The sequence below is a fragment of the Maribacter dokdonensis DSW-8 genome, from assembly GCF_001447995.1.
Taxonomy (GTDB): domain Bacteria; phylum Bacteroidota; class Bacteroidia; order Flavobacteriales; family Flavobacteriaceae; genus Maribacter; species Maribacter dokdonensis.
This window is the reverse complement of the sequence record NZ_LDPE01000001.1, coordinates 1,096,044-1,117,707: the sequence shown is the minus strand read 5'-3', so window position 1 is coordinate 1,117,707 and position 21,664 is coordinate 1,096,044. Positions and strand designations below refer to the sequence as shown.

General features: G+C 36.1%; 16 protein-coding genes. 1 reads left to right on the top strand and 15 read right to left on the bottom strand.

Annotated features, from left to right (window positions below; translation table 11 throughout):
• Positions 1-22: 22 nt before the first annotated feature.
• Entirely contained in the window at positions 23-1,591 is a 1,569-nt protein-coding gene (gene rny / locus I600_RS04895) for a ribonuclease Y (RefSeq protein WP_058104281.1), read from the top strand.
• A gap of 98 nt (positions 1,592-1,689) precedes the next feature.
• On the opposite strand, the gene I600_RS04890 is transcribed toward rny, so the two are convergent.
• The 15 genes from I600_RS04890 to I600_RS04820 form a co-directional block, all read right to left on the bottom strand.
• Positions 1,690-2,904: a sensor histidine kinase gene (locus I600_RS04890; protein ID WP_058103368.1), complete on the bottom strand. Its 1,215-nt coding sequence runs from the start codon at positions 2,902-2,904 to the stop codon at positions 1,690-1,692.
• Positions 2,905-3,009: 105 nt separating this feature from the next.
• Positions 3,010-5,028 carry a DUF349 domain-containing protein gene (locus tag I600_RS04885; RefSeq protein ID WP_058103367.1) on the bottom strand — a complete coding sequence of 673 codons (2,019 nt, stop codon included), beginning with the start codon at positions 5,026-5,028 and terminating at the stop codon, positions 3,010-3,012.
• A 147-nt stretch (positions 5,029-5,175) separates the two neighbouring features.
• Entirely contained in the window at positions 5,176-5,928 is a 753-nt protein-coding gene (locus tag I600_RS04880) for a shikimate dehydrogenase family protein (RefSeq protein WP_058103366.1), read from the bottom strand.
• On the bottom strand, positions 5,900-6,919 hold the full coding sequence (locus tag I600_RS04875; protein ID WP_058103365.1) for a DUF368 domain-containing protein: 1,020 nt from the start codon (positions 6,917-6,919) through the stop codon (positions 5,900-5,902). The genes I600_RS04880 and I600_RS04875 overlap by 29 nt, the downstream gene beginning before the upstream one ends.
• Positions 6,920-6,932: 13 nt before the next feature.
• Entirely contained in the window at positions 6,933-7,847 is a 915-nt protein-coding gene (locus I600_RS04870) for a DUF368 domain-containing protein (RefSeq protein WP_058103364.1), read from the bottom strand.
• Between the two features lie 17 nt (positions 7,848-7,864).
• Positions 7,865-9,268: a tetratricopeptide repeat protein gene (locus I600_RS04865; protein ID WP_058103363.1), complete on the bottom strand. Its 1,404-nt coding sequence runs from the start codon at positions 9,266-9,268 to the stop codon at positions 7,865-7,867.
• 104 nt (positions 9,269-9,372) lie between these two features.
• Complete coding sequence (locus I600_RS04860; RefSeq protein WP_058103362.1) at positions 9,373-10,548, bottom strand: aspartate aminotransferase family protein; 1,176 nt, start codon at positions 10,546-10,548, stop codon at positions 9,373-9,375.
• A gap of 9 nt (positions 10,549-10,557) precedes the next feature.
• The gene (locus I600_RS04855) at positions 10,558-12,270 is read right to left on the bottom strand and encodes an OstA-like protein (protein WP_394364954.1); all 1,713 of its coding nucleotides are present in this window, start codon (positions 12,268-12,270) and stop codon (positions 10,558-10,560) included.
• A 131-nt stretch (positions 12,271-12,401) separates the two neighbouring features.
• Positions 12,402-13,244 (bottom strand): sugar phosphate isomerase/epimerase family protein, encoded by an 843-nt coding sequence (locus I600_RS04850; RefSeq protein WP_058103360.1) that lies wholly within the window; start codon positions 13,242-13,244, stop codon positions 12,402-12,404.
• A 3-nt stretch (positions 13,245-13,247) separates the two neighbouring features.
• Positions 13,248-14,231, bottom strand: a complete 984-nt coding sequence (locus tag I600_RS04845) for a ThuA domain-containing protein (RefSeq protein ID WP_082642891.1) — start codon at positions 14,229-14,231, stop codon at positions 13,248-13,250.
• 20 nt (positions 14,232-14,251) lie between these two features.
• A complete protein-coding gene (locus I600_RS04840; protein ID WP_058103359.1) occupies positions 14,252-17,410 on the bottom strand; it encodes a PVC-type heme-binding CxxCH protein in 3,159 nt (1,052 codons plus the stop codon).
• 86 nt (positions 17,411-17,496) lie between these two features.
• Positions 17,497-18,933 carry a Gfo/Idh/MocA family protein gene (locus tag I600_RS04835; RefSeq protein WP_058103358.1) on the bottom strand — a complete coding sequence of 479 codons (1,437 nt, stop codon included), beginning with the start codon at positions 18,931-18,933 and terminating at the stop codon, positions 17,497-17,499.
• A gap of 11 nt (positions 18,934-18,944) precedes the next feature.
• The gene (locus tag I600_RS04830) at positions 18,945-19,742 is read right to left on the bottom strand and encodes a 3-keto-disaccharide hydrolase (protein WP_058103357.1); all 798 of its coding nucleotides are present in this window, start codon (positions 19,740-19,742) and stop codon (positions 18,945-18,947) included.
• A gap of 148 nt (positions 19,743-19,890) precedes the next feature.
• Positions 19,891-21,162, bottom strand: coding sequence for an adenylosuccinate synthase (locus I600_RS04825; RefSeq protein WP_058103356.1), 1,272 nt, complete (start codon positions 21,160-21,162; stop codon positions 19,891-19,893).
• Positions 21,163-21,187: 25 nt separating this feature from the next.
• The gene (locus tag I600_RS04820) at positions 21,188-21,658 is read right to left on the bottom strand and encodes a Fur family transcriptional regulator (RefSeq protein ID WP_058103355.1); all 471 of its coding nucleotides are present in this window, start codon (positions 21,656-21,658) and stop codon (positions 21,188-21,190) included.
• Between the last annotated feature and the right edge of the window lie 6 nt (positions 21,659-21,664).

Below are 21,664 nucleotides of genomic sequence, written 5' to 3'. Positions count from 1 at the left end.
TTTTTTATTAATAAATTACACTATGGATAGTACAATGATAGTTATAGCCGCAATAGTTGGGCTGGCAGTAGGTTTTGCGATTGCAAAATTTTTGGAAAAAGGGAAGGCCTCTAAAACCATAATCAATGCTAAAAAAGATGCTGAACGCATTTTAAAGGATGCTAATGCAGAAGGTGAAAGTGTCAAAAAAGAAAAAATATTACAGGCAAAGGAAAAATTTTTAGAATTAAAGGCCGAACATGAAAAAGTTATCAATACTAAGGATAAGAAAATCAATGATGCCGAAAAGAGAACTAGAGACAAAGAATCTCAAGTAAGTAGTGAGCTTGCCAAAAATAAGAGCATGAATGCTCAGTTAGACAATAAGTTGAAAGAGGTTGAACAAAAAAGACAACTTTTTGAAAAGCGTCATGAGGAGTTGGATAAAATGCATAAAAGTCAAATTCAGCAACTAGAAGTTATTTCTGGTCTATCTGCGGATGAAGCAAAAAATCAACTAGTAGAAAGCTTAAAGGAAACAGCCAAAACAGATGCAATGGCCTTTATACAGTCTACTGTTGAAGAGTCTAAACTTACCGCACAACAAGAAGCTCGTAAAATTATTATCAATACTATTCAAAGAATAGGTACGGAAGAAGCTGTTGAAAACTGTGTGTCTGTATTCAATATAGAATCAGATGATGTAAAGGGGCGTATAATTGGTAGAGAGGGTAGAAATATTAGAGCTTTAGAGGCAGCTACTGGTGTAGAGATCATTGTGGATGATACACCTGAGGCAATTATACTTTCTTGTTTTGATTCGGTTAGAAGAGAGGTCGCAAGACTTTCGCTTCATAAACTGGTTACCGATGGTAGAATTCATCCGGCAAGAATTGAGGAAATCGTTAAGAAGACCGAAAAGCAGATAGAAACGGAAATTGTTGAAATAGGAAAGCGTACCGTTATAGATTTAGGTATTCACGGTCTTCATCCAGAGCTTATTCGTGCAGTGGGTAGAATGAAGTATAGATCGTCTTACGGCCAGAACTTGTTACAGCACTCAAGAGAAGTTGCAAAACTTTGTGGTGTAATGGCATCTGAACTAGGCTTGAACCCTAAAATTGCCAAACGAGCCGGACTTTTACATGATATTGGAAAAGTACCTAATACTGAAAATGAAGTGGAAACTCCACACGCTATCTTAGGTATGCAATGGGCAGAAAAATTTGGGGAGAAACCAGAAGTTTGCAATGCCATTGGAGCACACCATGATGAAATAGAAATGAAGACATTGATTGCGCCTATAGTACAGGTTTGTGATGCCATAAGCGGAGCAAGACCAGGAGCTAGAAGACAAGTGTTAGATTCATATATTCAACGTTTAAAGGATCTAGAAGAAATTGCCTTTGGGTTTAGTGGTGTTCAAAAAGCATATGCTATTCAGGCAGGTAGAGAGCTTCGTGTAATTGTTGAAAGTGAAAAAGTAAACGATGATAGAGCTGCTCAACTATCCTTTGAAATTTCTCAAAAAATACAAACGGATATGACCTACCCAGGTCAAGTGAAAGTAACAGTCATAAGGGAAACACGTGCGGTTAATGTTGCCAAATAATCGTTATTGACTTATCATATGAAAGCCTCTAGTATAGAGGCTTTTTTTATGCCTACTAAAATAAATTTTATGATGGTTTAAATTTGTACCTGATATATTTATAATGCATGAAACTTAGCAAGTGAAAAACTAAAAAACACGCCTTCTTTATTATTTTCACGGTTATTTATCTTTATTTGTCCACCCAGTTTCTCTATTAATGTTTTAATAGTCGTTAGACCAATACCCGTATCCTTAGCATCATCTGTGCCTAGTTTTTCAAAAAGTCCAAATACTTTTTTCCAATATTTTTCTGCTATTCCGGGGCCATTGTCTTCATAAGTGAAGTAATAAAAATCTTGGTCTTCATTAAATGTTACTATGATTTCTGTAGAAGGGGAGTTGGCGAATTTTAGACTGTTGGAAAATAAATCCCTAAATATCTGATCAAAACTATTTAAAGATTGGTTTATAATTTGATCACAATTGATCAGTTGTAACTTTACGTTATGGATATCTGAGTGCTTATGAAGTACTTGTTGTAACTCTTTTGTTACGTTAAACTTTTCTAATTTTATTTCAGCATTGGTTATAGAATTATAGTTGATTATACCGTTGATCAATGCCTCCATATACTCAACCCTGTTATCTATAGTGCCTAGATAACTTGGTATTTCGGTATCTTTAAGTAAATCATCATAATCTTCATTGATAAAGGCTACCATAGAACTTATGCCAAGTAATGGTGTTTTCATATCATGGGCTAGTCGGTATGATAAATGTTTTAACTGGTCATTCTTTATACGTAATTCTTCATTGATTAGTTTTTGTTGAATGTTCTGCTTTCGTAGCTCTAACTGTGCTATTACCTGGTCAGCTAGATCTTTTAGGCAAGCTTGTTGCTTTTCTGTAAAAGCTTGTCTTGGTTTGGTATCTATAACGCAAAGCGTTCCAATAGAAGCTCCCTCTTTGGTGTTCAATGGAGCACCTGCATAGAACTGAACCGTAGGTCCGCCGGTTACCAGAGGATTGTCATAGAACCTGTCATCTTTATTGGCATCATTTACGATTAATAAGGAATCTGGGGAATTAATGGCATGAGCACAAAAAGCAAGTTCCCTTGGTGTTTCGGTGGCGTCAATACCATGATGCGATTTAAACCATTGCCTATCTTTGTCAACTAAAGATACAAGTGCCATGGGTGTATCACATATTTCAGCAGCAATGCGTGTTATAGCATCATATTCCTTTTCTTCCAATGTGTCTAAAACATTGAAACTATTTAAAACCTCTAATCTAGTTTGTTCGTTTTTTGGTATTTCTGGTTTTACCATTTTTTTGGATATAACATATTACCTAACATTATAAATGTAGGTTTTTTCTTACTTGTTAACGCTTGAATTGTTCAAATGTTATATCTACAAGAACTTAAAATACACTTATTCGTCTGTTTGGGCTTCATCCACAGATTCCCCTTCATCATCTTCTTTAAGTAGATTGTTTTTTAAAATATTTAGCTTTTTAAGTTTTGCTTTCCACGCAGCTAACGATTCTTTGTGTTGGTTTACTCTTTTTATGACATCTTGTACTAAAGGATTGCTTTCAGAAGCATTTGAGAAAAATTGTAGATTATTCTCTAACTGTCTAATCTCATCTTTGCTTTCGTCAATCTTCTTTCTGATAAACGTACGTTCATTTTGTATTGCACGTTCTTGATTGTCATTATCAGCAAGCTGTTGAATTTTGTTTCCGTATTTCAATAACTCCGACTCTTGCTTGCTCACTCCGCATTTTTGATAGAGAGCGTCAATTATTTTATCGAATTTTTGGTTAATGTTTTTCTTTTTAAATGGAACTCTACCATAACCTTTCCATTCTTCTGAAAACTTTTTGATGTCAGCAAGATCTTTAGACTTGTCGCCACTTAATTCAAAAGATTTAAGGCGGTCCATTAAAGCTTCTTTTTGCTTTAGATTTGCTTCTTCTTCTTTAAAAGCATCATTTTTAAGGGCATTTAATCTATCAAAATAGTGATTACAGGCCGTTTTAAATTCTTTCCATAATTTATCTGAATACTTTCTAGGTACATGGCCAATTTTTTTCCATTGTCCTTGAATTCGTTTCATTTCAGAAGTAGTAGCATCCCAATCTTCACTATCTTTTAAAGATATCGCTATCTCTAATAATGCTCTTTTTTTATCTAAATTTTCTTGCTGCTCCTTTTTAAGGTTTTTGTAAAATGCGTTTTTATGCTGATTAAACTCTCTTACAGCGGCCTTAAAACTGTTCCATGTTTTAGAGTTTACTTTTTGTGGTACTTGTCCGGCCGTGAAAAATGCTTCTCTAAGTTCTTCTAACTTTTTAATCTGTTGTTGAAGCTTACCGTGATTGTCCGATACATTTTCGGTAAGGGTATTTATTTCAGCAATAATGGCATGTTTACGCTCTAGATTGTCTTCTTTTACTTTGTCAAGATTCTTAAAATAGTCTTGGCGTCTTTCATGTATAATTTTTGTGGCAGCACTAAATCGATCCCAAATTTCTTCTCTGTGATCTTTTCCTACCGGACCTAAATCTTCTTTCCAAATCTTATGCAGCACTTGTAATTCTCTGAAAGCCCTATTTAAATCTGGTTCTTTGGCAAGTTCTTCCGCTCTAGCAACGATCTTACTTTTTTCTTCAAGATTATGCTTAAAATCTAAATCTCTTAAATCTCTATTTATGTTAAGAAAGTCGTAGAATATTTCAATATGGTGATGGTAGGTTTTCCATACATTATTGTAATCTGCACGGGGTATAGGACCGGCATGACGCCATTTTGCTTGTATATCTTTAAAGTTGTTATACGTTGTGTTTATATCTTCTTCTACATTGACCAATGCCTTTAATTGCTCAATTAGATCTAACCTGTACGCTAGATTTTCTTTGTGACTTTTTTCTAGGCTTTTGTAGTACTGATTACGCTTTTCTCTATACTCTGTATATACTTCATTGAATTGTCTTTTGTCTACGGAATTGTATCTAAAATCAATTTCATTGCCGCCATTCGCGATAAATTCTTCTTTCTTTTCCTCTATAAATTCATCAAATTTCTGATTGAATTCATCTTTGATATTGTCTACATGCTTTCTTATGGCCTGAACTTTTTCATGCTTTACCAATCGCTGTAGTTCACCAACCAAGTTTTCCATGTTCATTTCATGGTAGTCTGGCATAGGAATTTCATGTCTCTTTTCTGTATCACTATCTTCTGCATCTTCAGCGTTAGAATCGTCAATTTCGTTCATGACGTCAGTTTCTACGGCAGATTCATTTGATTCAGGTACATTTTCTTCAGGTTGCGCTGTTGAATTTGTACTGTCATCAACAGTTTCTTCTACCTTGCTTTCAATTGCTTGGGCAGTAGTTTTTTCTTCCGTTGAATTTTCTTGTAGCTTTTGTTGTTTATCCTCAGACATAATCCTATGTTATATGCTTACAAGATAGTAACAACCCTAGTACTGGCAAAGAATTGATTACTCTTTTTAAATCTATTACAAAACCCAATTTGATAGGAAATTTCAATAAATAAGGTCTTGAGATGGTTGGTGAAGTGAATACGGTATTTATTTATTCCAGATTTCCCAAGATTTTTCAGCTTGATATTCTAGCATGTTGTAACCATTACAAATGGTTGCCCCATTTGTTTTACCGGCTTTTAAGAATGCTGTTTCTTCGGGATTGTAAATGAGATCGAACAGCAAATGTTTTTGGTTGATTTTTCTGTAGGGTATATTTGGTTTTTTTTCAATGTCGGGAAATGTACCTACGGGAGAACAATTAATGATCAACGTATGTTCTTTTATAATATCATCCGTCAATTCATCATAAGTGAATCCATTATTTTTACCACTTCTGGAGACAAAAGAATAGGTGATATCTAGTTCTTCAAGAACGTAGGCTATAGCTTTAGAAGCCCCGCCCGTACCTAAGATCAATCCTTTTTGATGGTGCTTTTTTAAATGTGGTTCCAGTGATTTTTTAAATCCATATGCATCTGTATTAAAGCCTTTAAGACCTTCTTTACTGACTTTTATGGTGTTCACTGCACCAATTTTTTTAGCTGCGGGATCAATGTCGTTTAAAAAAGCCATGACCTCTTCTTTATATGGTATGGTAACGTTCAGCCCTTTTACATTTTTAATATTCTTGAAGATTGCTGGAAAATCTGAAATTGAGGTTAGGTCAAAGTTTTGGTAGACATGGTCATTTAAGCCCATTTCTTCAAATTTCTTTTTAAAATATCCTCTTGAAAATGAATAGGAAATATTTTTTCCTATTAAGCCATAATTAGCTTTCTGTTCTTCTGTTTTTTCCATACCAATCTAAAAGTAGTAAAATACTAATACCGATTATTATAAAGAAAATCGCGATCCAATTTTCTACAATGGTCAAATCCGGAAGAAAACGCTCATAATTCATAATTATTTGCTTTCCATTAGAATCTAATATGAGGTTTCCGTCAAAATCTGTTTTATAAATTGTCTTTTTCCATGGCCAGACCACGCCTAATGATCCTGTAATAAAGCCAAGAATTGTTGCCGTGGTTACATGCTTGTAATGTTTTAATACATAGGTTAACAAGTGTGATAAGGTTACAAGGCCGGTTGCAGACCCCAAAGTAAAGACAGCAAGTATTTTTAATGTATGTAAACGCTCCGTATTGTTCGTAAAGCTAAAATCACCGACCAATAATTCTGAAAATGTATCATATAATGCGTTGACTGAATCTACTAATAACAATACGTAATTGCCTAGTAAGATTAAAATAAAAGAACCTGATAGACCGGGCAAGGTCATACCTGAAACACTGATCATGCCACATAGAAAAATAAATAGCAAATTGTCATTTTCTTTTGCCGGACTAAGAAAACTTATAGCTATGCCTACAGCTAGGCCAATGAACGCGGCGGTAAAGGTTTTCTTTTTCCAATAGTCGAAATCCTTACCTATATAATAGATGGATCCTAGTATCATGCCAAAGAATGTGGCCCAAACGTAGAGTTCCCGTTTCACTAGAAAATAATCTAACACTTTTGAAATGCTAAAATAACTTACCAGCATACCAAAAATAAGCAGTGTTAAGAATGAGCCGTTAATATAGCGGTAGAAACTTTTAAACCGGCCATTAACAAATAGCTTAAATGCTTTTGCATTTACTTTTTGTAAAGAATAAATAAATTCTTCGTAAAAACCACCTACGAAAGCAACTATACCACCCGATACGCCAGGAACCTTATTGGCGGCGCCCATACAAAGTCCTTTAACAACCAAGAAAAATTTATCGGTAAAGGTACGGGGTGTGTTCATGTAGGTTATCGCATTACTTCTTTGAAGCGGATTTTTCCAATATAAAAATAAGGGAAAAACCGATGATAGCAGCTACGATGGCAAAAGTTAATTGATTGTCACCTTGAAAAGCAAAAGGTGAAATATTTTCATCAATTATGATTTCTTTTTTTCCAATTTGAATAATTTCTATGATGTTTTTCCAAGGCCATATTTTATTTAAAGAACCTAAAATAAAACCAGTTAACACCGCAAGTGTGGCATCTTTATAATTGGTAAACATCCATTTTAAGATTCTGGCAAAACTTAAAATACCAAAAGCAGCACCAAAAGCGAATGTAATAATAATGCCAAAATCTTTTTCATTGACAGCTTCTAAAACAGTTCTGTAAGACCCAAGTAATACTAGAATAAAGGATCCGGAAATACCGGGTAAAACCATTGCGCAAATAGCAATAGCCCCAGATAGGAAAATAAAGGGCAAGCTACCAGAACTTGCAGAAGGGGGTAGGGTCGTAATATAAAATGCACTTGCAGTTCCAACAATAAATAGTACAATGGCAAGTATATTCCATTTTTTAATGGATTTTGCAACGAATATAACGCTTGCTAAAACCAAGCCAAAGAAGAAAGACCAAGTAGGTATAGGGTGCTCTTCTAAAAGCCAGGCAATTATTTTTGATAAAGAGAAAATACTGATCATCATACCTATGACCAAGGCCAAAAGAAAGTTGCCGTTCAATTTTTTCCAAAAACTTTTAAAGCCTTCTTCCTTTAAAACCTTTAGAGTCGTTAGGTTGACGTTGTTGATAGAGGTGATGAACTCTTCGTAAATACCTGTAACAAAAGCTATTGTGCCTCCAGATACCCCAGGTACCAGTTCGGCAATGCCCATTGCCATTCCTTTTAAAGAAATTACGGTATAATCTTTAAGTTTTCTATTTTCCATATGGTGTAGAACCTTTTCTACTTGGTTTTATTGTATTTTTTTACAATTTCCTGGGTCCATTCAGATTTGCCATATTGAGGAAAATTTTCAGTGAACAGGTGAAGCTTTTTCTGTTTTATATCAATCTTTAAAGCATCCATTAGCATAATTCGTGCGTTTATAGGATCATTTGCCAATAGTAGATAACCTACAGATCTATATAACAATTTTAAACTTTCAGGGTAAAATTCCCTTCCTTGGGAAAGTATTTGAACAGCAGCTTCGGTTTCACCGTTGATTCTTACGACCTCTGCCCATTTTAGCCAAGTATCCAATTCGTAATTTCCTAAATCTACGGCTTGTTTAAAAGCAAAGTCAGCTTGGTCGTAATTCTCTAGCGCCATGTGTATTTTAGCACATTTTTTCCAATACTGTGGGTTTTCACCATCTATATTCAACGCTTTGTTAATATAGAATACCGCTTTTTCAAAATCTCTTTTATTGTAGTACAAATTGGTGATGGCCAACCAGCCTTTGTCCAATAAAGGATCTTCGTGAACTGTTTGGTAGAAATAATACTTGGCCATATCAGTATCCTTTAATTTTTCATAGCATTTTCCTATTCTTAAAAATGCATGGGAGGTTGGATCTTCAATGGATATGGTAGTTTCGTAGTTTTCTATAGCTTCTTTATATCTGCCTAATTTTTCAAGAACTTTGCCTTTTTCAAAATAAGCCCCAATAAAGGTATCGTCTGAAATAATGGCAAAATCATATGCGGTCAAAGCTTCACTATACATTTCTTTATAGTAATACTGTTTGCCCAATTGGTGCCAAGCAACTTCACAATATGGATTTTTTTCTAAATACCCATTTAAATATACAATGGCACCTTCATAGTCTTCTAAGAATTCAAAACAGTATACTACATTATATAGCGATGAATAATCTTGCTCATCGAACTCTACACATTTCATGAAGCTTTCTTTGGCACTATCAAAGTTGTCCATAAATAAATACTCCATGCCCAAAAGGCTATACACATCAAAACTGTTATTGGTAATACTAAGCGCTTTTTGCAAAAGCTCTATTGCACCTTCATGATTATCCAATTTGGATAAAATATTGGCACGTTGTATATAAATTTCTTCGTTATGATTGTCAAGTAACTGCAATTCATCTAAAAGGGCTTCAGCCTTTTCCATTTGGTTTTCAAAAACCATCACCTCTACTTGAAGCAACTTAAGTTCAATAGAACCCGGATGTTGTTGTAGCCCAATTTTTATCCCCTTTTTAGCCAAGGAAATTTTACCATGGTTTAAATAGTGGTGTATAATATCTTCAAAATCTTCGGCATCAAAGAAGTAGACATCATCTGTCTTTAACATTGATTCAAATTTCGTAATTGGCTTGTCCGGTCTCTCGTTAGATTCTAACGCCATAGGCACTATTTAGTTTTACAAGATATATTAAAAGTAAGTGTTTGTAAGGGCTTTCAGCCATTGTGCCAATCTATATTATTAACAAATTAGTTAACAACATTGATTTACATAGCGTTAAGTAGCGCTAAAATAATGGCACATCCTTCCCTAATTTCCAATTCTGATATGGTCAATGGTGGAGAAATACGTACGGCCCTATTTTCAAACAATAGCCAAAATAGAATCAAATTCTTATCCTTGGCTCTTAGTACTAGTTCATTGGCCGTTTCTGGTGAATCCATAATTAGGGCCAACATGAGACCTTTGCCTTTGACCTCTTTTATTTTTGGATGTTTTAAAAGTTCTTTAAAAAGTTGTTCTTTTTTTAATGTGTCTTCTATTAACGAAGAATTCAGCAATACGTTCAGTGTAGCTAAGCTAGATGCCGCAATTACTGGATTGCCGCCAAAAGTAGTTATATGTCCCATTTTAGGATTATCACTTAGACTGTGCATAATCTCTTTGCTTGCTGTAAAGGCACCTACAGGAAGACCAGATGCCATTCCTTTTCCAATTACAAGTATATCTGGCACACAGTTGAAATGTTCAAATGCAAACAGCTTTCCCGTTCTGCCAAAACCAGGTTGTATTTCATCCAATATTAATAATGCACCAACAGCTTTACAACGATCCTTAACTTTTTTTAAATAATTGTTTTCCGGTAAAATAAAGCCGGCACCACCTTGTATGGTCTCCAATATGACACAGGCCGTTTTGGTAGTGATCTTTTCTAAATCTTTTTCTTTGTTGAATTTTATATGGTAAACATCGGGCAAGAGTGGTCGGAAAACACTTTTGCGTTCTTCAAAATCCATTAAACTTAGGCTGCCCATTGTATTGCCATGATATGCGGATTTTGCTGCAATAATTTCTGAGCGACCTGTATATCGTCGCGCTAATTTTAATGCTCCTTCAATAGCCTCCGTGCCGGAGTTCACCAGATAAGTTACCTCTAAAGGTGCAGGCAATTGTTCGGCCAATAGCTTTGTGTAGTCGGTTGCCGGTGATTGTGCATACTCACCATACACCATAACATGCATGTATTTTTCAACTTGATGTTTAATGGCTTCCACTACTTTGGGGTGACAATGCCCAAGTGTACAAGCGGAAACACCGGCCACAAAGTCTAAATGTGCATTACCTGCGGTATCATAAATATAACTGCCATTTGCGTATGATACCTCCATACCTAAAGGATACGGAGAGGTTTGTGCTTGGTATTTTAAAAAGTCCTTGTTCATGTGAAATATTTATTTCACCTTTTTAGGTTTTACAGATTTTTTAGGATCTGTTGCTTTGTCTTGCGCAGGTATGTTGTTGATAGGGTCAGATTCGTTTTGACTACGTTGCTGTTCTTCTGCATCAATATCAATGGGGTTGTCTATACCATTAATAACCACGAGTTTCAGGTTATTATCGTCTTCATCAAATATATCTTCCTTGGTTAGTATGCGCTCATCGCCACGCCATACAAATCCTTTTAATATTCTACTGTTTTCCGGTAAATCTTTTTCGGGGAAGATATCGCCATCTGGATCGGTGTAAAAGGTCAGATCTTCTATATCATTATCTACCATGGTGATTCTGATTTTACTGCAGACCGTTTTGTCAATTCCAATAAGTTCATCATCATCGTTATACATATAATATACCACCTCGGTATTTTGAACCAGATCAATTAGTTTTAGCTCGTTATCAATGAACTTGCCGAACAAATTAATTCCTTTAGCTTGATTGTAGCCTGTCATGCTTACACTGTCTAAAGAAATTATAAAGGCGTTCTTTAGTACTTTTAAAGAATCTAGCTTTTCGGTTTCCAAGTTCGATTTTAAATGAATACTATCGCCTGTCATCTGGTTGGCACCGTTCCAAATAATAGGGTTTTTTATCAATTGAGTAATGCCTGTCTTTTCCTCGGAATGAATACTGTCGCACTTACCGCTCAAATCTGTTTTGTAAAATTTTGCATTTCTAAACGCTCTTAGAACACGATCTTCTGGTTTGCCGGTGACCATTAAGGTATCTCCATGTACATACAGCGAATCTCTTTCTTGAACAGAAATAGAAACAGCTCTTTTAGTTGCAAAGACAGAATCTTTGGCTTTGAACACCTCTGCGTAATGGGCTCTGATAATACCCTTGTTAATAGTATCGGTTACGGTAATGTTATTGGTGGCCGAAGCAAATTCTTGAACTTTGTTGAAGTACACACTGTCACCTTCAATAATACGATTGTTATAATCTATACGCGTGTTTTTGATACCATAGCCGGTTTCTACCTTGGTGTCGTAAAACCCTCTTTCACAATAAATTTTATACGTTTCCCCGTTTATGGTCGACGGCCCGTACATGTAAGCATTTTTAGAAGTTGTATAGTAATCTAGCTGTTCAGAATCTAAAGTGTATTCCGGATTTTGAACATGAACACTATCTAAGAACTGATACTTTTTGAGTTCCATAAAATACTTGCCAATTTTACTGGTCAATGTATTTGCGGAATCAACTACAGTACCATTATCTTGATAAAATGCTTCTTGTTTTTCACGATCTAAGCGAAGGGTATCTGTTCTTAACGTCATGTCAGAATTAGTAAGAACTACATTACCCCAAGCCTTTGCCAGTTTTACATCGCCCAAATAGTTGATTTTTTTACTGGTCATTTTTATGGAGTCACCCTGTTTTAAAATGACATTGCCAATAGCTTCTAAACGGTTTTCTAATTGGTAGTAAATTGCTACATCGCACCACAGATCGGCACCTTGGTGTTCAAATTGTACTTGGCGTGTATCTTTACTGAATATAGAGGCGCCTGGGTATTCAGCTTCGTTTTTAGTGAAGTTGGCACCGTAAACAATATTAATTTGCTTGGGTTCTTCTTCATTGCCATCTTGCTGGGCAACACCAAAAAAAGAACAGGCAAAGAACAAAAGAACAACTGAATAAATCTTTTTCAACCTAAAAATTTTTTCAAAAATAGGATATTTTAAAAGAGCCTTACCATGGTTAAGATACTTTTGACATTTACTTGTGCAAAAGTGACTTTTATACAAAGCAATTTATACCGTGTTATTATTTAAAAAATCCAGGTCAGAAATTATATCATTTTTAAAACACCTCTTATATATCCTACAGATTCTGACAGTCCATAAATGGCGTGGTTGGCGTCTTTTTCATATTCTATAGCAACAATACCGGCATAATTAATCTTCTTTAAAGTACTTAAAATGGCAGGTAAGTCTATTTTGCCGTGGCCTAAAATGGTTTTTTGACCTTTTTCTATTGGCGCATCTATATCCTTTATATGGACATCAAATAATTTATCTTGATATTTTATAAGTTCTTCTGCCGGGTCAAGTCCTAGCCTAAAAGTATGACCAACATCTATGCATAGACCTATTCTGGAATCTAAGCCCTTAATTTTTTCATAGACACTTTTTGGGGAGGGAAAAACTACATCCTCCGGACCGTGATTGTGTATAGCCAATTTGATACCCGTATCTTTTACCTTTTGCTCTACCAATGGTAATAAATCATGTTCCGGTGCTCCAATAATCATAGGCAAACCTGCATTATCTGCATAATTGAAATAGGTTTCTACATCTTTAGGTGATTTCATATAAATGACCCCACCGCCATATAAATTGAGTCCCCTTGCGGTAACTTTTTCACGTATAAAGGTGAGTTCTTTCTTATTTGCTTCATATGGTAAATGAAAGCTTTTAAACGCTACATCTTTTAATCCTAAGCGCTCTGTGATATTTATGAGTTCATCTAAGCTATATTTTCTAAGTGTATAGGAAGCCAACCCAATGTTAAGTTGATGATCGGTAGTGTTTGCTGTTTTTTTACTGTTTGAGTTAGCTGTAAAAGATGCAGTACCTAGTGCCAAAGCTCCTAATCCACTGGTTTTGATGAAATTTTTTCGTGATAAAGCCATACTTTAAAAATTGGTTAATGGTTTTTGATTCTTTTTAAATTTCTGCCCAAAACCCGAGTTGTTTGGTTCAAACGGCTCATCTAATGTTACATTTACTCCTTCCTTCGGGATATTGCCCTCTTTACCTAACGCCCAATAAATTCCGTTCATGGCAATTTTGCGCATTACGGGAAGTTTAAAATCATAGGGGTGACCAAGGGTAGTGAAGAATACTCTTGCAGGTTTACCAGAAGTGCCAGTATAGCTTTTTGTCCAAGCAACGGGGTTGTCCAAAGAAAATTGATCTAGTTTGCCATTCATTTCGTGTTGAGATTTGGTGGAATGCCCCATTAAAATAGGTTTACTATCGCCCTGCAATTTCCAATCTCCGCCATCAACATGGTATAACCATGAATATGCTTCAAATTCGGAAAAGCCGTTTAAAATTGGATTATCACTTTTACCTTCTTTAATTGAAATATCCGTGACAGGAAATTTGCCATCATCAAAGTGGCCATGGTGCGTAATCCATTGTTGCCCAAAAACTTTTGCGGGCCATTCTTCATTATATGTTGTTAAAGTAGAGTCATTATCATATTTAAATGCATGGGTAGTGGTTCTAAAACCCACAATTGGTTTGCCCGATTCTACATAATTGGTTATGTAATCTAGTTCTTTTTTAGGTAGGTTTCTAAAACGCATGAATACGACCATTAAATCAGCAGTTTCCAAAGCTTCTAATCCTTCAATATGGTCAGTTCTGTTAGGGTCAATAAATCCTGAGCTGTCAATAGAATAGGCAATGGAGACTTTTGCGCCTAATTCTCTCTTTGCCAATTTTGCCAACATAGGAAACGTTTCCTCTGACCTGTACTCTTCCTCGCCAGTGACAAAAACAATGTGTGGAGCTTTAATTTCTTCTGAAATGATTTCTTTTTTATTTTTTGTTTTTTCACCACAAGCTATTAATATGGTCAAAATTAGTAATGTAGCATATTTCAATTTCATATGGTCTCTATTTTATTGTATCAGTTCATAGGATGCTCTTGTAACAACTCGTCTGCGGTATAGAACTTATTACGGTCTTTAGTGGCTTCCCTAATTTCTTTTACCTTGTCAGGATCGATGACCGATGCTTTATTGCCAAATGAATTTCTAACATACGTAAGTACGGCAGCAATTTCATCATCATTTAACAGCCCCTTGAAAGCCATCATGGGTACTTGACCTTTGTAATGGTTGCCCATGATATTCATTGGTCCGTAAAGTCCGTGAAGGGCTAATTTTATCAATCTTTCTTCATTGCCCAAAACCCATTCTTGCCCCACTAGTGTTGGATAACCGGCTTTTTGTAATCCGGTACCGCTTTCTTGATGACAAGTTATGCAGTAACCCTCGGTTTCATATATTTTTTTTCCTTTGGCAAAAACTTCTAAATCTGCACCCTTTAAATGTGATGCTAATAATTCTTCTTTATTAGTTTTTAGGAAGTTACCTGTTAATCTGGTTTCCGCAAAATTGAATGCATCGGTCATCCATTCATCTAGTGGATGTTGTTTTGCAACTTCTAGAATTTCCATTCCTTCAGATTTTGGTAACCATGATGCTGCTGTTATAGCTTCTAACCTAACTCTACCGTGGGAGTCATTTGCAGCACTCTTCAGTAATTCTTGTGCATTGTTCAATTGATGCCCCATATACCTTGTGACCCTAACTGCGGCAGATCGTACTCTGTGGTCGTTAGATTTTAACAATGACTCCAGTAATGGTTGGTCTACCTTGTTCATTCCCCAAGATACCCACAAACCCTCTAACCTATGATGTTCATAATTGGGGTCGTTCTTATCTAAGCTGGTAATCCAAATTTTTAAATAGTCCAATACCTCTGTCGCATTTCTTCCCCTTAATTCCCTACGAGTTCTATAGCGTGTTCTATATTCTGGCAATTTTAAATTCTCAAAAAGTTGGGATATTGTTGTGCCATCAATTTGTGCAGGTTTTATCAAAGGTCTAGAAGGGTAAGTAATCCTATAAATTCTACCATGTACATGATCACGTAATGGGTCACGGGCATTGTGTTGCATGTGTCCAATTAATACATTGTGCCAATCAACTAGATAAAGTGAACCATCTGGTGCAAATTCTAGCTCAACCGGTCTAAAATTAGGATCAGTGCTTGTTATTAAATCTTGTCGGTGTTTGGTGGTATAACCGGTGCCATCTTCTAGCATTCTGTGTTGTTTTAATCCTAGGAAGCCAATGGAATTGGCTAGTAACATATCGCCCTGTATTTCTTCCGGAAAGTGGCTACTTGAAACAAATTCCAGACCAGAAGTTGGTCTTACACGATGTGCTTCTTCGATCAACTCTTCCGTTAACGGTGATGATATTCCGTAGATGGGCTTTAAAGAACTGGGCATCATCCAATTTACTTTAGGACCAGAGGTATGCAAAAAGAAATCTTGCCCCCAATCATCAAAAGCAATACCCCACGGATTAGGAACAGGCACTTGTAAGGTTCGCTCCAAATGTTTACGCTGTGGATTATATCTATAAAACCCACCGTTGGTAGCACGGACCGGACCGTATGAGGTTTCTACGTTGGTATGAAGAAATAGCCCCTCTGACATATAAAAAGCGCCAGAAGGGTCTGCACAAAAAGCAGAAATGGCATGATGGGTGTCATGATCATCAAATCCACTTAGTATGGTTTCTATCGTATCAGCTTTATCGTCACCATCAGTGTCTTTGAATAACTTTAGGGTAGTGCCTTGGCTTACATAAACACCTTCCGCAGAGAACTCAAATCCAATGGGTAAATGTAAGTTCTCGGCAAATACTGTTTCCTTATCAGCTTTGCCATCGTTATCGGTATCTTCTAAAATAATAATCTTGTCGTTTGGCTTGGCATCGCCCGGTCTGTAATGTGGATAAGAGGGTAGGGTAGCAACCCATAAACGACCTTTGTTATCAAAGGAAATTTGTGCAGGATTTGCCAAATTGGTGAATTCCTTTTCCGAGGCAAACAATTCTACCTTATAGCCCTTTGGTACGGTCAATGTTTTTAGGGCTTCTTCTCCGTATTTGTAATGAATAGCATCTCCTTCGCTTAAATTATAATTGCTTGTTACTGGGGGCAATTTGCTTGTTAATGCATCTGCAGCTTTAAAGTTGTATGTATTTCCCTGTGCTGCCGCCCAGATAGCAGTATCTCTGATCGCTGTTAATTCTCTTGTTTTTCTTATTTCATACGGATAATTGTCTGGTCCGTAGGGTGCGTGTCTTCTGCCAAAAACATGCACGCCATTGGGTATCTTATAATCATTGTGCCAATAGAAATTCTTTTCTAGAACAGCTTCTTTAATTGCTACTCTCTTATTTTCTAGTTTTACGGAAGTATTGCCGGTAAGTTGATCAGCTAAGAATTTGGCAAAACTTTCATATCCTACTTTATTCATTTGTGAGCCATCAATGGTGAAATCATCATTGGTATTTTTAAACCATTTTTTTGATGCTTCAAAAACGTTAATAAAAGGTATGTTGTTTGCTTTTGCAATTTCGCTCATTGCAGCAGTATATAAATTTAGATTCTTATTCTCTAATTGACCATTAGGGACATCTATATGGTCTGATAAGTCTTCAAAAGCAATGGGGGAAATCAATACCAATTGCGGTGTAGTAGTACCATTATAGCGTTGTTTTAATGAATGCTTTATGAATGCATCTAATTCTTTTTTGTAATTATCTAAACCTTCAGCGCCTTCAAATGATTCATTGTAACCAAAAAAGGCTAGGACAATATCAGCTTTAAGACGAGTTAACCATTCGTCTGGCGTTTCAAACTCTCCTTCACTTCCAGAATTTTGTGCAAGTTCTGTTTGAAAATTCTCTGCACCGGGAAAAGCCCATGGGGAAACACGACCAGAATGTGGTCTAAAGCCTGGGGTGTCTCCGGCATCGCACATATTTCTTATAAAAAGTGAATCTGTAGGATAACGCAAATGGAATTCTGTTTCTAAGCTTCCATACTCCATCATTCTAGATCCCAAGTTATTTCCTATAAGGACAATTGAAGAATGCGGTTTTATGTCAATTATTGGAGGAGTACTTTCTTTACAGCTTTCAAGGATAAGAATGCCTATGAACAGTAGAATACATCTAAAGATGATATTAAAGATTTTTGACATTGATGAAAAGGTTGGTGGTGGTATGTTCTTTTAAAGATAGGTATAAAAAAACCACTCGAAAGTGGTTTTTTATGATATAATATTGATTAGAAATTTCTATAATCGCCTTGTAAAAATGCATTTGCTTCTTCTTCGGCAAACTTGGCATTTTCACTATCCCAGTGCAATACTTGGTTGGGGAATCTACCGGCAATGACACCTAATAATATAGTTTCCGTTAACCTTGATGCATACGAAAATGGTGCTGTAGTGTTATCTGTACCTAGACAAGCATCTACAAACTGATGATAATGTTTAGGACCTTCAGTATCATAATTACGAATTGGTTTGCCCATATTGTTCGCTTTTTCCACTGCTTCTATTTCTGCGGAAATGTCTACGTATTTACCGTCTACTATTTTTTTAGGTAGTTGCATAAAGTGAGGTAGCAATAACCTTCCTTTTTCTCCAATGAACATAGCACCTTGGTCTGGTAGTGTTCCTTCATCTGCAGTTTTAGTGTCTAAGGACATTTTATCTTCCATACTATCCTTGGAACTATCATCTTTGGTGACTACATTTTCCGCACCCGGTAAAATTAAATCTTCATGATCTTTTGGTGCACCGGGACCGTCGTACCAAACCCATTTTAATGTTTCTGTAGTAAATTCAGTTTGTGGAAACTCATAGGTTACTACATTGTTTTGAGGAAAGCCAAACCCATTAGGTTCCCTGCATTCATTTTTTATGGTTTTGGGTACCTGTAAAGCCAGTGCGTTATAAGGGGTGTCAAAAATATGAACTCCCATATCTCCCAATGTTCCACAACCATAATCAACTAGTTTTCTCCAATTTCCAGGGTGGTAAAAACCTTCTTTATATGGTCTCTCTGCTGAGGTGCCCAACCATAAATTCCAGTCTAATGAATCAGGAACAGGGTCAGAACCTGTAGGTTCAGGTCCGTCATAACCCCAATCTTTTGGGGACCATGCACGAACCGTGTGTACTTTACCTATAATACCAGATTGAATCAATAAGGTGGCAAGTTTATAGTCATAAAATGAATGAACCTGAATTCCCATTTGAGTGACCAATCCTTTTTCTTGAGCTAGTTTATTCATAGCCCTGGCCTCTGATACATAATGGGTGAGGGGTTTTTGACAATATACGGGTTTGTCCATTTCCATTGCCATCATAGAAGCGGGAGCATGGGTGTGATCAGGTGTAGATACAACTACTGCATCTATTTCCTCGCCCATTTCTTTCAGCATTACTCTGTAATCTGTATACGTTTTTGCATTTGGGTGAAGTTCTTTTGCTGCAGCCAGATTGTTGGCGTCAACATCACAAAGTGCAGTGACATCCACTTTATTGTGAGATGAAATGGCTTTTAAGTCTTCTGCCCCCATATTACCTACACCAATATGCGCCGTGCGTAATCTGGTCAGTTTTTTTACTTCTTTTTTACAAGACCAGAGTCCAGATGGTAATAATACAAATGTGGACAATGCCGCTGCGTTCTTTAAAAAGTCTCTTTTGTTCATTGGTGTGGTAGTTATAGTTTTTTGATTTTTATATTTCTGAACCAAATAGGGCTAGAATGATCTTGAAAACCGATATAGCCAGTTTTAAACTTGCCGTAATCTTCGCTGTTTTTCCATTTATCTGAATTCTTTTTTTCGTACCAGGCTTCATCCCATGGAACAAAGGAAACTACTTTTTTACCGTTCAACCAATGTTCTACCTGGTCTGGGGTGAAAATAATTCTTGTAGTATTCCATTCGCCAACAGGGTGCAGAATTTTCCCTTCAGGGTCTGCTGCGTGCATGGCATAATCAGATGCGGTCTGTTGTAATGGTTTTAGTTCTTCCGGGTTGTCAGTATACCCTAAACTTAAATTGTAATCTGTAAGGTCGTGAATGCTTGCGTAATTTTCGTCATCTATCAATTGGTATTCAGGAGCAACTTCCGGTGGGCTATCATACCCTTCTTTTAAATGGTAGAAAATGCCACTGTTACCTCCTTTTGGTAGTTTCCATTCTACGTAGAATTCAAAATTGTCAAATTCTTCAGCTCCATATATAATATCTGTGCCGCCGGTGTAGTCTTGTTCCTTACCTAATTCGGTGTCAAATTGTAGTTCTCCGTCTTTTGCGATCCAGCCCGGTGGTAATTCTTTTCCGTTATAAGCTCGCCATCCTTTTGTAGATGTACCATCAAATAGGGTGATCCATTCGTTTTCGGTTTGTTGTTGGGTAACGGTTTGTTCTTCAGCTTTGTCTTTTTTTTCTGTTTTACAAGCTATTGTCAATACAAGAAAAAAAAGCAAAGTTGAGCAGGTGGTTTTTTTCATTTTTTTGAGTTGTAGTTAAGTTGTTGTTGAATTGTAAAATGTAAATTTTACATAAACTTGAAAATACAAAAAAAAAGAATGGCGATAAAGGTATTTCCCTATATCGCCATTCTCGAAAGTTGAACAACCTGTTCTAGCCGCTTAATGCTTATCTTAGAATTGTCTGCGTTCTATCTGGACCCACAGAAACAATTTTAATAGGCACTTCTAATTCTTTCTCTAGAAAATCTATATATGCATTTAATGCTTTTGGTAATTGATCGGCAGAGGTCATTTTGGTTAAATCTTCTTTCCAACCATCCATTTCAGAATAAACGGGAGTTACATTCTCTGCTTCAATGTTATATGGAAAATGCTCTATTTGTTCACCTTTGTAATTATAAGCGGTACAAACTTTTAGTTTTTCAAATCCACTAAGAACATCTCCTTTCATCATCATTAGCTCTGTTACGCCATTAACACGAACCGCATATTTTAAGGCAACCAAATCTAACCATCCACAACGTCTTGGTCTACCTGTAGTAGCTCCAAATTCATTACCTACACGGCCCATAGTTTCACCATCCTCATCAAAAAGTTCTGTAGGGAAAGGACCGCTGCCAACTCTTGTTGTGTACGCTTTAAAAATACCTTTTACCTCTCCGATTTGATTAGGGGCTACACCTAAGCCTGTACATGCTCCTGCTGCAGTAGTGTTTGATGAGGTTACAAATGGGTATGTACCAAAATCAATATCTAACAATGATCCTTGTGCACCTTCCGCCAATATCTTTTTACCCGCTTTTTGAGCTTGGTATAGATATTCTTCGCTATCTATAAAGGTCAATTTTTTCAATTCTTCTACAGCTTTGAAGAAATCTGATTCTAGCTCAGCCAAATCATATTGAATGTCTACGTCATAAAAGCTGATCATGGCTTCGTGCTTATTGGCTAGACTACGGTATTTATCTTTCCAGTCGTTTAATTCCAGATCACCGATACGCATACCGTTTCTACCGGTCTTATCCATGTATGTAGGACCAATACCTTTTAAAGTAGAACCAATTTTTGCTTTTCCTTTAGATGCTTCTGAGGCTGCATCAAGTAAACGGTGGGTAGGTAAAATTAAATGTGCTTTTCTTGAAATGAATAATTTAGAATTTACATCTAAATTAAACTTCTTTAACGCATCTAATTCTTTTTTAAAGATAACAGGATCTATAACCACCCCATTACCAACTACGTTTACCGCATTTTTGTGAAAAATACCTGAAGGAATAGTGTGTAAAACATGCTTAATACCATCAAATTCTAAAGTATGACCGGCATTTGGTCCGCCTTGAAAGCGAGCAATAATGTCATAATTTTCGGTTAATACATCAACTATCTTACCTTTTCCTTCGTCACCCCATTGTAGGCCTAACAATAAATCTACTGCCATCTAAATATTATATACTTGGTTAGTCTTATTTTATTTCTTTTTTACCTGCATCTTTGGCAGGAGTATTTTTAGTCCCATAAAAATATAGGGAATGTGTATTTATCTTAATATCAAAAACTTCTTCAATTGTTTTTTTGATAGATTGTATTCTAGGGTCGCAAAATTCCATTACTTCACCCGTATCCGTTAAGATTACATGATCGTGCTGACGGTCAAAGTATGATTTTTCATATTGCGCCTGGTTTTTACCAAATTGATGCTTGCGAACCAATTTACAATCTAATAGAAGTTCAATGGTGTTATAGAGAGTTGCCCTACTTACACGATAGTTTTTATTCTTCATTTTAATATAGAGTGACTCTATGTCAAAATGCTCATCACTTTCGTAAATTTCTTGTAGAATAGCGTAGCGTTCGGGTGTTTTTCTATGTCCTTTGTCCTCTAAAAAGGTAGTGAAGACGTTTTTTACAATTTCTTGATTTTTATCAGAAGACATATTTAC

Excerpts from the sequence above, each read along its gene's own strand:
- rny (WP_058104281.1), top strand. The coding sequence starts at position 23 with ATGGATAGTACAATGATAGTTATAGCCGCAATAGTTGGGCTGGCAGTA.
- I600_RS04830 (WP_058103357.1), bottom strand. The coding sequence starts at position 19,742 with ATGAAAAAAACCACCTGCTCAACTTTGCTTTTTTTTCTTGTATTGACA.
- I600_RS04880 (WP_058103366.1), bottom strand. The coding sequence starts at position 5,928 with ATGGAAAAAACAGAAGAACAGAAAGCTAATTATGGCTTAATAGGAAAA.
- I600_RS04885 (WP_058103367.1), bottom strand. The coding sequence starts at position 5,028 with ATGTCTGAGGATAAACAACAAAAGCTACAAGAAAATTCAACGGAAGAA.
- I600_RS04870 (WP_058103364.1), bottom strand. The coding sequence starts at position 7,847 with ATGGAAAATAGAAAACTTAAAGATTATACCGTAATTTCTTTAAAAGGA.
- I600_RS04850 (WP_058103360.1), bottom strand. The coding sequence starts at position 13,244 with ATGGCTTTATCACGAAAAAATTTCATCAAAACCAGTGGATTAGGAGCT.
- I600_RS04865 (WP_058103363.1), bottom strand. The coding sequence starts at position 9,268 with ATGGCGTTAGAATCTAACGAGAGACCGGACAAGCCAATTACGAAATTT.
- I600_RS04825 (WP_058103356.1), bottom strand. The coding sequence starts at position 21,162 with ATGGCAGTAGATTTATTGTTAGGCCTACAATGGGGTGACGAAGGAAAA.
- I600_RS04845 (WP_082642891.1), bottom strand. The coding sequence starts at position 14,231 with ATGAAATTGAAATATGCTACATTACTAATTTTGACCATATTAATAGCT.
- I600_RS04835 (WP_058103358.1), bottom strand. The coding sequence starts at position 18,933 with ATGAACAAAAGAGACTTTTTAAAGAACGCAGCGGCATTGTCCACATTT.
- I600_RS04860 (WP_058103362.1), bottom strand. The coding sequence starts at position 10,548 with ATGAACAAGGACTTTTTAAAATACCAAGCACAAACCTCTCCGTATCCT.
- I600_RS04875 (WP_058103365.1), bottom strand. The coding sequence starts at position 6,919 with ATGAACACACCCCGTACCTTTACCGATAAATTTTTCTTGGTTGTTAAA.
- I600_RS04840 (WP_058103359.1), bottom strand. The coding sequence starts at position 17,410 with ATGTCAAAAATCTTTAATATCATCTTTAGATGTATTCTACTGTTCATA.
- I600_RS04820 (WP_058103355.1), bottom strand. The coding sequence starts at position 21,658 with ATGTCTTCTGATAAAAATCAAGAAATTGTAAAAAACGTCTTCACTACC.
- I600_RS04890 (WP_058103368.1), bottom strand. The coding sequence starts at position 2,904 with ATGGTAAAACCAGAAATACCAAAAAACGAACAAACTAGATTAGAGGTT.